This window comes from Cupriavidus alkaliphilus, from assembly GCF_014191175.1.
Lineage (GTDB): Bacteria > Pseudomonadota > Gammaproteobacteria > Burkholderiales > Burkholderiaceae > Cupriavidus > Cupriavidus alkaliphilus.
In genome coordinates, this window is the sequence record NZ_JACHWE010000002.1 from 968254 (window position 1) to 981862 (window position 13609).

12 protein-coding genes are annotated in these 13609 nt (G+C 66.0%); 3 read left to right on the top strand and 9 right to left on the bottom strand.

What is annotated here, in order from left to right; genetic code table 11:
- Positions 1-49: 49 nt before the first annotated feature.
- Positions 50-253, bottom strand: a complete 204-nt coding sequence (locus FHX60_RS10785; RefSeq protein ID WP_112775604.1) for a cold-shock protein — start codon at positions 251-253, stop codon at positions 50-52.
- 282 nt (positions 254-535) lie between these two features.
- Between FHX60_RS10785 and FHX60_RS10790 the strand changes: the two genes are divergently transcribed.
- Positions 536-763, top strand: coding sequence for a hypothetical protein (locus FHX60_RS10790; protein WP_092310289.1), 228 nt, complete (start codon positions 536-538; stop codon positions 761-763).
- Between the two features lie 86 nt (positions 764-849).
- Here FHX60_RS10790 and FHX60_RS10795 read toward each other — a convergent pair whose 3' ends face one another.
- Positions 850-3087, bottom strand: coding sequence for an NADP-dependent isocitrate dehydrogenase (locus FHX60_RS10795; protein ID WP_183283327.1), 2238 nt, complete (start codon positions 3085-3087; stop codon positions 850-852).
- A 336-nt stretch (positions 3088-3423) separates the two neighbouring features.
- Positions 3424-4965, bottom strand: coding sequence for a methyl-accepting chemotaxis protein (locus tag FHX60_RS10800; protein ID WP_183283328.1), 1542 nt, complete (start codon positions 4963-4965; stop codon positions 3424-3426).
- Positions 4966-5246: 281 nt separating this feature from the next.
- Between FHX60_RS10800 and FHX60_RS10805 the strand changes: the two genes are divergently transcribed.
- Complete coding sequence (locus FHX60_RS10805) at positions 5247-5681, top strand: phasin family protein (RefSeq protein ID WP_183283329.1); 435 nt, start codon at positions 5247-5249, stop codon at positions 5679-5681.
- Here the strand turns inward: FHX60_RS10805 and FHX60_RS10810 are convergent.
- The 6 genes from FHX60_RS10810 to FHX60_RS10835 all read right to left on the bottom strand — a co-directional run bounded on the left by FHX60_RS10810 (position 5678) and on the right by FHX60_RS10835 (position 12239).
- Positions 5678-5983 carry a DUF1272 domain-containing protein gene (locus FHX60_RS10810; protein ID WP_183283330.1) on the bottom strand — a complete coding sequence of 102 codons (306 nt, stop codon included), beginning with the start codon at positions 5981-5983 and terminating at the stop codon, positions 5678-5680. The two genes, FHX60_RS10805 and FHX60_RS10810, sit on opposite strands and share 4 nt — an antisense overlap.
- 91 nt (positions 5984-6074) lie before the next feature.
- A complete protein-coding gene (gene gdhA, locus FHX60_RS10815) occupies positions 6075-7418 on the bottom strand; it encodes an NADP-specific glutamate dehydrogenase (protein ID WP_112775609.1) in 1344 nt (447 codons plus the stop codon).
- Positions 7419-7706: 288 nt separating this feature from the next.
- Positions 7707-8462 (bottom strand): DeoR/GlpR family DNA-binding transcription regulator, encoded by a 756-nt coding sequence (locus FHX60_RS10820; RefSeq protein WP_183283331.1) that lies wholly within the window; start codon positions 8460-8462, stop codon positions 7707-7709.
- Positions 8463-8621: 159 nt separating this feature from the next.
- Positions 8622-10085, bottom strand: a complete 1464-nt coding sequence (gene phnY, locus FHX60_RS10825; protein ID WP_112775611.1) for a phosphonoacetaldehyde dehydrogenase — start codon at positions 10083-10085, stop codon at positions 8622-8624.
- A gap of 101 nt (positions 10086-10186) precedes the next feature.
- Positions 10187-11449 (bottom strand): phosphonoacetate hydrolase, encoded by a 1263-nt coding sequence (gene phnA / locus FHX60_RS10830; protein ID WP_183283332.1) that lies wholly within the window; start codon positions 11447-11449, stop codon positions 10187-10189.
- A 61-nt stretch (positions 11450-11510) separates the two neighbouring features.
- Positions 11511-12239, bottom strand: coding sequence for a phosphonate utilization associated transcriptional regulator (locus tag FHX60_RS10835; RefSeq protein WP_183283333.1), 729 nt, complete (start codon positions 12237-12239; stop codon positions 11511-11513).
- Positions 12240-12504: 265 nt separating this feature from the next.
- On the opposite strand from FHX60_RS10835, the gene FHX60_RS10840 reads away from it, so the two are divergent.
- Complete coding sequence (locus FHX60_RS10840; RefSeq protein ID WP_092310335.1) at positions 12505-13539, top strand: putative 2-aminoethylphosphonate ABC transporter substrate-binding protein; 1035 nt, start codon at positions 12505-12507, stop codon at positions 13537-13539.
- Positions 13540-13609: the final 70 nt, after the last annotated feature.

A 13609-nucleotide genomic window follows, 5' to 3' on the forward strand; every position in this document is an offset into this window, starting at 1 on the left:
TCTCATCGAACTGGCGCCGTGGCGCTCAGCTTAATGGGTGCGGTGCAATTCAGATCGGCTCGATCTTGGTCGCGGCCGGGCCCTTCTGGCCGACGCCGGCGACGTAACGCACCTTCTGGCCTTCTGCCAGCGACTTGAAGCCGTTGCCCTGGATTTCGGAGAAGTGCGCGAACAGGTCGTTGCCGCCTGCATCAGGCGTAATGAAGCCAAAACCCTTCGAATCGTTGAACCACTTGACGGTACCGGTTTCCATGTTGGATTCCTCAATAAGTTTTTTCTCACCGGTAAAAGCGCCGGCAAGGCATGACGATCAAGGAAGACACAAGGAGAAAAAGTGGCGCCGTACGGGCAAGCACCTGGACTTCGAGGTTGCTGCTTGAAAGATCCTGCACCCACCCTTATACAGGTCACCCCCTGCCAAGTCAACGAACTTCTCCGGATCGCCGCGGAATCGTGCGCAAAGTGCGGCTTGCGGGTCTTCGCGTCCTGCACGCGGCATGCATGCTACAGTGGCCCATCGAAGGGAACACCACGGATGACACTCTGCACTGCCTGCCAGGCCATTGAACGCCATGTGCGCGGCGCCCCCGGGCACGCCGCACTGCGCATCACCGACACCCGCCGCATCAAGCCGCCGCGCTCGGCAGCCGTCACCATCAGCAGCTTCGTCTGCCAGGATTGCGGTGCCCTGTGGACCTACCGCGACCAGAAGAGCGGCCCGGAACAAGGCTGGGACCTGCCCGCGCCAACGCCGCCGCAATAGGCGAACCTGCGCCGCCATGAAAAAAACCCCGGACCGAAGTCCGGGGCTCTTGCCAGCAGCCGGCCCACCGCGTGGGCCGGGCGCAATCAGGCTGCGACCGAGGCCAGCGCGGCGTTCAGCGTCTGGCTCGGGCGCATCGCGGCGCTGAGCTTGGCGGCGTCCGGCTGGTAGTAGCCGCCGATGTCCACCGGCTGGCCCTGCACCGCGGCAAGCTCGCCAACGATCTTCTGCTCGTTGTCGGTCAGGGTCTTGGCCAGCGGCGCGAACCTGGCGGCCAGTTCCGCGTCGTCCGACTGCGCGGCCAGTTCCTGGGCCCAGTACATCGCCAGGTAGAACTGGCTGCCGCGGTTGTCCAGCTCGCCGGTCTTGGGCGACGGGCTCTTGTTGTTGTCGAGCAGCTTGCCGGTGGCGGCATCCAGCGTCTTGGCCAGGATCTTGGCACGGGCGTTGCCGGTCTTGATGCCGACGTCTTCCAGCGACACCGCCAGCGCCAGGAACTCGCCCAGCGAATCCCAGCGCAGGTGGTTTTCTTCCACCAGCTGCTTGACGTGCTTGGGCGCCGAGCCGCCCGCGCCGGTTTCATACATGCCGCCGCCGGCCATCAGCGGCACGATCGACAGCATCTTGGCGCTGGTGCCCAGCTCCATGATCGGGAACAGGTCGGTCAGGTAGTCGCGCAGGATGTTGCCGGTCACCGAGATGGTGTCCAGGCCGCGGATCACGCGTTCCAGCGTGTAGCGCATGGCGCGCACCTGCGACATGATCTGGATGTCCAGGCCGCTGGTGTCGTGGTCCTTCAGGTAGGTCTCGACCTTCTTGATCAGCTCGGCCTCGTGCGGACGGTACGGGTCCAGCCAGAACACCGCCGGCATGCCCGAATTGCGCGCGCGCGTGACGGCCAGCTTGACCCAGTCGCGGATCGGCGCATCCTTGACCTGGCACATGCGCCAGATGTCGCCCTGCTCGACATTCTGCGTCAGCAGCACTTCACCGGTGGCCAGGTCGACGATGTTGGCGACGCCGTCTTCGGCGATCTCGAAGGTCTTGTCGTGCGAGCCGTATTCCTCGGCCTTCTGCGCCATCAGGCCGACGTTGGGCACGGTGCCCATGGTGGTCGGGTCGAAGTTGCCGTTGGTCTTGCAGAAGTTGATGATTTCCTGGTAGATCCGGGCGAAGGTGCTCTCCGGGATCACCGCCTTGGTGTCCTTCGGACGGCCGTCGGCGCCCCACATCTTGCCGCCGATGCGGATCATGGCCGGCATCGAGGCATCGACGATCACGTCGTTGGGTGCGTGCAGGTTGGAGATGCCCTTGGCCGAGTCCACCATCGCCAGTTCCGGGCGATGCTCGTGGCAGGCGTGCAGGTCGCGGATGATCTCTTCGCGCTTGGAGCTGGGCAGCGACTCGATCTTCTCGTACAGGTTGACCAGGCCGTTGTTGACGTTGACGCCCAGCTCGTCGAACAGCGCGCCGTGCTTGGCGAAGGCTTCCTTGTAGAAGATCTTGACGGCGTGGCCGAACACGATCGGGTGCGACACCTTCATCATGGTCGCCTTGACGTGCAGCGACAGCATCACGCCGGTCTTGCGCGCGTCTTCGAACTGCTCTTCATAGAAGGCGCACAGTGCCTTCTTGCTCATGAACATGCTGTCGATGATCTCGCCGTCCTGCAGCGACACCTTGGGCTTGAGCACGATGGTCTTGCCGCTCTTGGTGATCAGCTCCATCTTGACGTCGCGCGCGCGGTCCAGCGTCATCGACTTTTCGCCGTGGTAGAAGTCGCCGTGCTTCATGTGCGCCACGTGCGTGCGCGAGGCCATGCTCCACTCGCCCATGCTGTGCGGGTGCTTGCGCGCGTAGTTCTTGACCGCGGCCGGGGCGCGGCGGTCGGAATTGCCTTCGCGCAGGACCGGGTTCACGGCCGAGCCCAGGCACTTGGAATAGCGCTTCTGGATCGCCTTCTCTTCGTCGGTCTTGGGATCTTCCGGATAGTCGGGAACCTTGTAGCCCTTGCCCTGCAGTTCGCGGATGGCGCTGACCAGCTGGTGCACCGAGGCCGAGATGTTCGGCAGCTTGATGATGTTGGTGTCGGGCAGCTGCGTCAGCTTGCCCAGCTCGGCCAGGTTGTCCGGCACGCGCTGGGCCTCGGTCAGGAATTCGGGGAACTCGCCCAGGATACGGCCCGCCACCGAGATATCGCTGGTGGTCACGTTGATGCCGGCCGGCTTGGTGAAGGTCTGGATGATCGGGAGGAACGCACTGGTCGCCAGCAGCGGGGCTTCGTCGGTCAGCGTGTAGATGATGGTGGGTTGCTGGGTACTCATTGCTTCTCTCAGATCCTCTATCGGTGGGTGGGACTTCTGCCTGCCGGGTCACGGTCAGGGCAACAAACTAGGCGAAAAGTAGAATTTTGCCTCAGTTTGCTTTCAGGAATCTGAAAACCACCGCATCCGGGGCGGCAATCGGGCAGAAAATCGGGCCGGCAACCATCCTGGGGCGCCGGATGGCGGCCGTTGCACCTGAACGGTGCTGCCGAGCGGCCGGATTTTGCGTTGAGCAATGTCGACCTTTATCCACTCGACGCCCGCCGGCAGCACGCTCAGGTTGGCGTGCTCCCCCTCTCCCAAAGGGAGAGGGGGAGAAAACCGGGCGGCTCGCCGTCAGGCCGCCAGCCTGAACGTCGCCACCGCCTCCTTCAGCCGCTGCGCCTGCTCCTCCAGCGAACCCGCCGCCGCCGCGGCCTCTTCCACCAGCGCCGCGTTCTGCTGCGTCACCGTGTCCATCTGCGTCACCGCCTGGTTCACCTGCTCGATGCCCGAGCTCTGCTCGGCCGACGCGGCGCTGATCTCGCCCATGATGTCGGTCACGCGCTTGACCGCGGCGACGATCTCTTCCATGGTCTGGCCCGACTGCGTCACCAGCATGGAGCCCTTTTCGACGCGGTCGACCGAATCGCCGATCAGCGCCTTGATCTCCTTGGCCGCGGTCGCGCTGCGCTGCGCCAGCGTGCGCACTTCGCCCGCCACCACCGCAAAGCCACGGCCCTGCTCGCCGGCGCGCGCGGCTTCCACCGCGGCGTTGAGCGCCAGGATATTGGTCTGGAACGCAATGCCCTCGATCACGGCGATGATGTCGACCACCTTCTTCGACGCGCCGTTGATCTCTTCCATGGTCTCGGCCACCTGGCCCGCGACTTCGCCGCCCTTGGCGGCGATATCCGAGGCGTTGAGCGCGAGCGTGCTGGCCTGGCGCGCGTTGTCGGCGTTCTGGCGCACGATGCTGGTCAGCTCCTCCATGCTGGCCGCGGTCTGCTGCAGCGACGAGGCCTGTTCCTCGGTGCGCTGCGACAGGTCGGTGTTGCCGGCCGCGATCTGGCTGGTGCCCGACACGATCGACTCGGTGCCCGCGCGCACCTGGCGCACGATGCGCAGGATATTGGCGTTCATGTCAGCCAGTGCCTGCAGCAGCTGGCCGGTTTCGTCGCGGCTGTCGACGTCGATGCGGCTGGTCAGGTCGCCCGAGGCCACGGTGCGTGCCACCGCCACGGCGCGATGCAGCGGACGCGTGATGCCGCGGGTGAGCCAGAACGCGAACGCGATGCCGATCCCCAGCACCACCACGCCCAGCCCGATCAGGCTGTTGCGCGCATTGACGTAGATGGCGTTGATCTCGCGCGCGGTGGCGTCGATGCTGGCGCGCTGGATGTCGAGCAGCTTCTGGATCTCGGCCAGGTAGGCGTCGCCGGCGGGCACGAACTCCTGCTCCAGCACCTGGTTGGCTTCCTCGGTCAGGCCTTCCTGCTTGAGCTTCGTGATCTTGTCGCGGCCGTTGTTGTACGGGTCGCGCACGCTCAGGATCTTCTGGAACGCGGCCTTTTCCTGCTCGGAGTTCAGCATCGGCTGCAGCTTGTCGCGCAGCTGCGCAATGCCTTCGATCGATGCCTTGGTCTCGGCGGCAAAGAACTGGCCCAGCGACGGGTCGGCGCTGCGCGCCACCGCGGTGGTACGGCGCACGCTGGTGTGCATGAGGCGATACCAGTCGCTGACCAGCCGCTCCTTGGTCAGCGGCTGCTGCATCATCGCGTGCGTGCGCTCGGCCACCTGCTGCAGCCGCAGCATGCCCAATCCCGTCATCAGCGCCGCAAGCAGCAATACCACCCCAAAGCCGATGCCGAGGCGAACCCCGATACCTAGATTCTTCATTTCTTCTACCTGATTAGCATTGGTCATGGCGAAGTGCTGCCGCGCCCCGAAATGGCTCGGCGCAACGCTCTTCGCTCTCATCGTCCGCGGGCGGGCCGGGTCGGGCCGACGCACAGGCGGGCTATGGATGCCAACGGCAGGGGCGGCGGTAACTTTAGGGTCTTCCTCGATTGACGGCCAGAAGTGTGCGGATACCGGCTATAGTGGACAGGATCCCGGCCAAAGGGCACGCCATCCCCGCCGCCGGCCGACCTGCCAGCCCTTCCACCAGGAGATCCAGCATGGCCACGCCTCCCAACCCCTTTGCCGATTTCACCAGGATGATGGAACAGTTCCGCCTGCCGGGCGTGGACATGAGCGCGGTGATCGAAGCGCGCCGCAAGGACATCGAGGCCCTGACCGAGGCCAACCGGCTGGCCTATGAAGGCATGCAGGCCATCGTGAAGAAGCAGCAGGAGATCTTCGCCCAGACCATGCAGCAGCTGCAGGCGGCCGCGCAGCAGTACGGCACGGCGGGCAACCCGGGCGAGGCCATGGCCAGGCACAGCGAGTTCGTGCAACAGCAGCTGCACCAGGCGCTGGAGAATATGCGCGCGCTGGCGGAGACCGCGCAGAAGGCGCAAGCCGAGGCGCTTGCCGTGATCAGCAAGCGCGCCGAACAGAACGTGAAGGAGGCTGGCGAAATGCTCCAGCCGAAAACGAAACCCCGCGGCTAGCGCCGCTCAGGCAGAACCTGGCCCACCGCCTCGACCAGGCGGGCATGCGCGGCCAGGTCCACCGGCCGGTGCTTGACCTTGGTACTGGCCGGGTTGTTGCCCAGGTAGTTGCCGTTCTTCCAGTCCCGCGCCGGCCTTACCGGCCGCTGCTCGAACCCGCCGCCGCAGTTCGGGCAGACATTGCCGAGCAGGTCGACGCAGCCCGCGCAGAAGGTGCATTCGAACGAGCAGATGCGCGCTTCGGCGGAATCCGGCGGCAGGGGCTTGTTGCAGTGTTCGCAGCCTGGTCTGAGTTCCAGCATGGCGCGTCGCTCCTTTTCTGGATAAGCGGTTCGGGACCGCCATCGTAGCCGGATTCGGCGCGGCCGGCATCGCGCCGGCCGCTTTTTCCCGTCAGATCACGCCTTGCGCCAGCATGGCGTCGGCCACCTTGACGAAGCCGGCGATGTTCGCGCCTTCGACGTAGTTGATGTAGCCATCCGCCTTCTGGCCGTGGTGGATGCAGTTCTGGTGGATGTCCTTCATGATCGCGTGCAGCTTCTCGTCGACCTCGGCGTGGTGCCACGACAGGCGCATCGCGTTCTGCGACATCTCCAGGCCCGAGGTGGCCACGCCGCCGGCGTTGCTGGCCTTGCCCGGCGCGTACAGGATCTTCGCCTCGACAAAGCGGTCCACCGCCTCCAGCGTCGACGGCATGTTGGCGCCTTCGGCCACGCAGATCACGCCGTTGCCCAGCAGGGTCTCGGCATCGTTGCCGTCGAGTTCGTTCTGGGTGGCGCACGGCAGCGCCACGTCGGCGGGCACGTGCCAGGGCGTGCGGCCGGCTTCGAAGGTCATGCCGCGGCGGGCGGCAAAGTCGGACAGGCGGCCACGCTCTTCGTTCTTGAAGGCCATGACTTCAGCCAGCTGTTCGGTGGTCATGCCCTGCGGGTAGTGCAGCACGCCGCCGGAGTCGGACAGCGTCAGCACCTTGGCGCCCAGTTCGATCGCCTTCTCGGCCGCGTACTGCGCGACGTTGCCCGAGCCGGAGATCAGCACGCGCAGCCCGTCGAAGCCGCGCCCGCGACGGTGCAGCATTTCCTGGGCGAAGTAGACGGTGCCGTAGCCGGTCGCTTCCGGGCGCATCAGACTGCCGCCGTAGGCCAGGCCCTTGCCGGTAAACACGCAGGCCGACTGGTTCGACAGCTTCTTCATCATGCCGGCCATGAAGCCGACCTCGCGCGCGCCCACGCCGATGTCGCCGGCCGGGATGTCGGTATCCGGGCCCAGGTGGCGGTACAGCTCGGTCACCAGCGCCTGGCAGAAGCGCATCACTTCGGCGTCGGACTTGCCCTTGGGATCGAAGTCCGAGCCGCCCTTGCCGCCGCCCATGGGCAGCGTGGTCAGCGCATTCTTGAAGGTCTGCTCGAAGCCCAGGAACTTCAGCACCGACAGGTTCACGGTCGGGTGGAAGCGCATGCCGCCCTTGTACGGGCCGATGGCCGAGCTGTGCTGCACGCGGAAGGCGCGGTTGACCTGGACGCGGTTCTGGTCGTCGGTCCATGCCACGCGGAACTGGATCACGCGCTCGGGCTCCACCAGCCGCTCGAGCAGGGCCTGGTCGGCGTAGCGCGGGTTGCGCTCGACGAACGGCCACAGCGTCATCATGACTTCCTTCACGGCCTGGAGGAATTCGGGTTGATTGGGGTCGCGGCGGGCAACCCCCGCCAGAAATGCGTCAAGGGAAGGAGAATTCACGGATGTCTCTTGCTGTGCTGGAGTGGCAGGATCCGGCAGCCTTGCCGGCTGGATGCCGGTCTGCGGTGCCGTCTGGCGTTGCGCCGATGGAAGGTGGGTCGCCTCCGGTTTTTTCGGGCGGGCACGGCGAACCGTGCCTGTCCGACAACCCAGCACTTTAGCACCGGCGTGGGGCACGCAACAGTCAAAACACCTGTGACAGCGGCGTCAAAGCCGCATTTTGGTGCAGGGCCAAAGGTAATTGCGTGCGATCAGCGCACACTCCGGCGCCGGGCCGACGCCTGGCCGCTACGCGATCAGCAGCTTGTTGCCCCGTTCCTTCAGCGCCGTGCCGAGTTCGGGTTCCGGCGCCATGTCGGTAATCACCCAGGCCGCCAGTTCGGCATGCTTGATGGTGACGCCGGTGTTGCGGCCGAACTTGGTGTGGTCGGCGACCACGCAGGCCACGTCGGCGGCCAGCAGCATGCGGCTGCGCAGCTCGGCCGCGGCGCGCGAGAAGTCGCAGATTTCGCCGCGCGGCGTGATGCCGCCGATGCCGATAAAGGCGAAGTCGGTGTGGTAGCGCGACAGCTGCTCGATGGTGTCCCAGCCGTGGGTGGCGTCTTCGTTGTCCTGCAGCTCGCCGCCCAGCACGATCACGCGGTTGCCGTTGCGCCGGCCCAGCAGCTGGGCAATGGCCAGGTCGTTGGTGTAGACCAGCAGGTTGTGGTGCCCGTGCAGCGCCTGCGCCACCGCATGCGTGGTGGTGCCGTAGTCCAGGATCAGCGAGGCGCCGTCGCGCACCAGCTCGGCCGCGCGCACGCCGATGGCGCGCTTGCCCTCGGCATTGACCTGCGCGCGGGTCTGGGTATCGGGCTCGGTCCGGTCCGGCGCCAGCGCGCCGCCGTGGGTCAGCACCAGCAGCCCGCGCGTGGCCAGCGCGTTGAGGTCGCGCCGGATGGTCTCGCGCGATACGTCGAGCTCGCTCACCAGCTCGCTGATGGCCAGCGCGCCGGTCGCGGAAAGCTGATCGAGGATGTATTTCTGCCGTTGTTCGGCGAGCACGGGGACTCCGGGAGGATCGGGGACTTGGGGGCTGATTCTAGCGCAGCCATTCCTTGGCGTGCCAAGGCGCCGTGCCCCGAACAACCGCTTGCATGCGCCCTCTCCCGCAAGCGGGAGAGGGGAGCAAACCAGCGGCCGGGGTAAACCTCCAATCGTGCTTCACCCCCAAGGCAACGTAATCGTCTTCAAATTGGTAAAACTCTTCGCCGCCTCCTGCACCCCCTCCTTGTACCCCAGCCCCGAATCCTTGATCCCGCCGAACGGCGTCAGCTCGATCCGGTAGCCAGGCACTTCCCACAGGTTGACCGTGCCCACATGCAGCGAATTGGCGATTTTGGTGAAGGCCTCGATATTGTTGGTGCACACCCCCGACGACAGCCCGAACGCGGTGCCGTTGGAGATCCGGATGGCATCGTCCACATCGCGGAAGGTGATGATGGGCGAGACCGGACCGAAGGTTTCCTCGCGCACCACCGTCATTGACGGGTCGACGCGGTCGATCACGGTGGGCGCGTAGCTGGCGCCGTTGCGCTGGTTGCCGACCAGCAGCCGCGCGCCCTGCGCCACCGCCTCGTTGACGCGGGCCTCGAACAGCTGCGCGGCCTGCTCGTCGATGACCGTGCCCATGTCGACGCCGCGGTCCATCGGGTCGCCGTACTTCCAGGCGCGGGTCTTCTCCACCACCAGTTCGGTAAAGCGCGCCGCCACGGCCTGGTGCACCAGCATGCGCTTGACCGCGGTGCAGCGCTGGCCGGAGTTCTTGTACGAGCCCTGCACCGCCAGGTCGGAGGCGCGGTCCAGGTCGGCGTCGTCCAGCACGATCAGCGGGTCGTTGCCGCCCAGCTCCAGCACCACGCGCTTGTAGCCGGCCTTGCTGGCGATGTACTTGCCGATCGCCACGCCGCCGGTAAAGGTGACCAGGTCCACTGCCGGGTGCGTGATCAGCTCGTCGGCGATCTCGCGCGGGTCGCCGGTGACCACCTGGAACATCTGCGGCGGCAGGCCGGCTTCGTACAGCAGGTCGGCCAGGTAGAACGCCGACAGCGGCACCTTTTCCGACGGCTTGAGCACCATGCGGTTGTTGGTGGCGATCGACGGCGCCACCTTGTGCGCAACCTGGTTCATCGGGTGATTGAACGGCGTGATCGCGCTGATCACGCCCATCAGCGGCTCGCGCTGCGTCATCACGCGGCGCTTCTTGCCGTGCGGCGTCAGGTCGCACGAGAACAGCTGGCCGTCGTCGCGCAGCGCCTCGGTGGCGGCAAAGCCCAGCACGTCGGCGACGCGGCCGATCTCGTACAGCGAATCCTTCTTGGACAGGCCGGATTCCAGCGTGATCAGGTCCGATGCCTCCTCGGTGCGCTCGCGCAGCAGGGCCGCGGCGCGGTTGAGGATGGCGGCGCGCTCGTAGCGCGTCAGCGTGGCGCGGTAGGCCTGGCCGACTTCGAAGGCGCGGCGCACGTCGTCGACGGTGGCCTTGGGCACGGTGCCCACCAGCGCGCCGTCGAACGGATTGCGCACTTCGATCACGCGCTCGCGCACGATCTTCTGGCCGTCGATGCGCAAGGCCTCGGCACGGAAATGGGGGCTGACGGCGCCAGCGGGAAATTGGGGGGCGTTCATGGGTCTCCTCCGTTCAATACAGGCTCAAATTGCGGCTCGGACAGTGGCTCGGACAGCAGAGTCAGGCTGCGTGCCCGAACCGGCCGATACGATCCGGGCGTTCAGTGCAGGTGGTTCAGCGCGACATCGAAGATGTCGAAGTTGCGCAGCACGGCCTTGCCGGGAATGCCGGCGGTGGCGCGGTTGAACACCAGCGGCACGGTCTGCTCCGATACGCCGCCGTGCGAGCGCAGCGGCGCGTCCAGGCCGGACAGGTCATGGCGGCTGCGGCTGGTGCCCAGCACCACGTGCTTGTCGCTGGTGACCACGAGGTCGCCGACGCGGTCGGACGGCAGCTCGAAGCGCGCGCAGGCCTCGGCGTTGGTCAGCACGCTCTCCACGCCTTGCAAATCGGACAGTCGCGCCTGGATCGCGGCGGCGTCGGCATCGTCGGGCAGGTAGATAGTGGCGTAGGAACCCAGCGCGCCGTGGTGGACCACGTACGGATCGGTGATCGGCAGGATCACGCGTGCGCCGCCCTCTTCCACGCCGCGGCCCAGCCAGGCGTCCAGCTGGTCCTGCAGGTAGATCACATTGGGCGCCTTGGTGGCCTCGTCATGCTTGGCGTTCATGCCGTGGTCGGCGGTCAGCGCCACCACGCAGCCGAGTTCGTCCAGCCGCTCCAGGTACTTGTCCATCATCGCGTAGAAGGCATTGGCGCCGTCCGAGCCGGGCGCGAACTTGTGCTGGATATAGTCGGTGGTGGACAGGTACATCAGGTCCGGGCGGCGCGTTTCCATCAGGCGCACGCCGGCGGCGAAGACAAATTCGGACAGCTCGGCGCTGTACACATCCGGCACCGGCATGCCCACCAGTTCGAGCACGCCGTCGATGCCGTTCTCCGCCACCGTGGCCTGGTCGGCCTTCTCCGACGAGAAACAGATGCCCTGCATGCCATGGCCCAGCAGCCGGCGCAGCTTGTCCTTGGCGGTGACCACGGCGACGCTGGCGCCGGCCTCGGCAAAGGCGGCCAGGATGGTGCCGGCGCGCAGGTACTTGGGGTCGTTCATCATCACTTCCTCGCCACGCCCGCCGTTGGCGCTGCGGTCGAAGAAGTAGTTGCCGCAGATGCCGTGCACCGCGGGCGGCGCGCCGCAGACGATGGAAAGGTTGTTGGGGTTGGTGAAGGTCGGCACCACGCAGGCGCCGCGGAAGGCGGAACCGGCGTCCAGCAGCCGCTTCAGGTACGGCGCGCGGCCGCTGGCCGCGGCGGCTTCAAGGTAATCGAACTCGCAGCCGTCGACGCAGACCACCACGACGGGCTGCTGCATCCAGCGATAGGTGCGCTGGTTGACGGTAATGGTGCGGGCATTGGTATCGGGCATGGTCGGTTCCTGTGCGGGATCGCGGTCGGTAAGGCGGTAGCTGCAGTGGATTCGGTCAGATTCAGGCGGCGGCATCGGTGCCGGTGCTGGCGCCCGCGCTGCTAGCCGACGGGGTCACCGCGGCATGCATGCGCGCGCGGCCGCGCTCGACGTGCTCGCGCATCAGGCGCGCGGCCAGCTCGCCGTCGCGCGCGGCAATCGCCGAGACAATGGCGCGGTGCTCGCGGGTGGAATCGGGCATGGCGGCGTGGCTGCGCGACAGCGCTTCGCGCCGGAACAGCGTCAGCTCCTTGACCAGGCGCCGATAGGTCTCGAGCAGCTTGCGGTTGCCGGCCAGCTCGACCATGCGGTCGTGGAACGACAGGTTCAGCCGCGTGTATTCATCGACATCCCGCGCCTGGCTCGCCGCGTCGAGCGCCTCCACCAGTGCGCGCAATTCGCGCAGGTCCGCCGGCGTGATGCGGGCGGCCAGCTGCCGGCCGATGAACTCATCCAGCACGGCACGCAGTTCATAGATCTCATCGGCTTCCTCCACCGAGATGGCGCGCACGAACACACCGCGGTTCTTCTCGGTGCGCAGCAGGCCGGCCTGCTCCAGCGCGCGGAATGCCTCGCGCACCGGGCCGCGCGACACATTGAGCTGCCCGGCGACTTCGATTTCGTTGAGCTTGGCGCCCGGCGCCAGTTCGCCGGACATGATCCGCAACTCCAGTTCCCGCTGCACCAGCGTAGTCAGGGACTGGCTCTGCAGGATGGTGATTTCGCTCGCCAGCGGCGCTTGGCGTGACATGAAAACTCCCGTTTGTGACGGATTCAGCAATATCGAAAATCCTTATTGCCATTAAAGCAAGCGGTTTGTATATTGTCAACAATCAAGACATCGGCGCAGATCCACGGGTGACAACGCAACGCGCCAGAAGTTGGGTATATGTCTTGCAAGTGTTGTAGCACAAGGGTTTCACGGTGATTCAATGTTGTGCAGCACGCCCCACGGCATTGCAACATATTCACCACATTGACACATTTCTCCACCTACAATGCCGGAAGGAGTCCCCATGCAACCGTCCTTCACCACCACCCTGCGCACCGCCGCCGCCCTGCTTGCGCTAGCCGCCTCCGGCACCGCGCTGGCCCAGAAGACCACGCTGACCGTCTATACGGCGTGGGAGACCGAGACCCTCAAGCCCTATGCCGAGGGCTTTGCCAAGGTGGCGCCCGATATCGAACTGAAATACGTGCGCGATTCCACCGGCGTGATCACCGCCAAGGCGCTGGCCGAGAAAGCCAATCCGCAGGCCGACGTGATCGCCGGGCTGGCGGCGTCGAGCCTGGAACTGCTCAAGCAGGAAGGCATGCTCGTGCCGTACACCCCCAAGGGCTTCGAGAAGCTGACGCGCGACTACAGCGACAAGGCCACGCCGCCGTCGTGGGTAGGCCTGGACGTGTGGGGCGCCACCATCTGCTTCAACACCATCGAGGCCAAGAAGCGCAACCTGCCGCGCCCCGAGACCTGGAAGGACCTGGCCAAGCCGGTCTACAAGGGCACCATCGTGATGCCCAACCCGGCTTCGTCCGGCACCGGCTTCCTTGACGTGACGGCCTGGCTGCAGCTCTACGGCGAGCAGGAAGGCTGGAAGTACATGGACGCGCTGCACGAGAACATCGCCCAGTACACGCACTCCGGCTCCAAGCCCTGCAAGCAGGCCGGCTCCGGCGAATTCCCGATCGGCATCTCGTTCGAACTGCGCGCGCACAAGACGCTGGCCGCGGGCGCGCCGATCGAGATGATCTTCCCCAAGGAGGGCCTGGGCTACGACATCGAGGCCGCCGGCATCGTCAAGGGCACGAAGAAGATGGAGGCCGCCCAACGCTACCTGGACTGGCTCGCCAGCAAGGAAGCCAACCAGCTGTTCGCCAAGGACTGGGCCATCGTGGCTTACCCGGGCGTGGCGCGGAAGGTGGAAACCATCCCGGCCAACTACGAGCAGATGCTGGTCAAGAACGATTTCGGCTACATCGCCAAGAACCGCGAGCGCGTGCTGACCGAATGGCAGAAGCGCTACGCCAGCAAGTCGGAAAAGCAGCCCTGAGCGCCTGAGCGCCGTCCTGTACCGGCGCCGCCGCCCTGTCTCGCGGGCAGGCGGCGCCGGGATCCCCCAA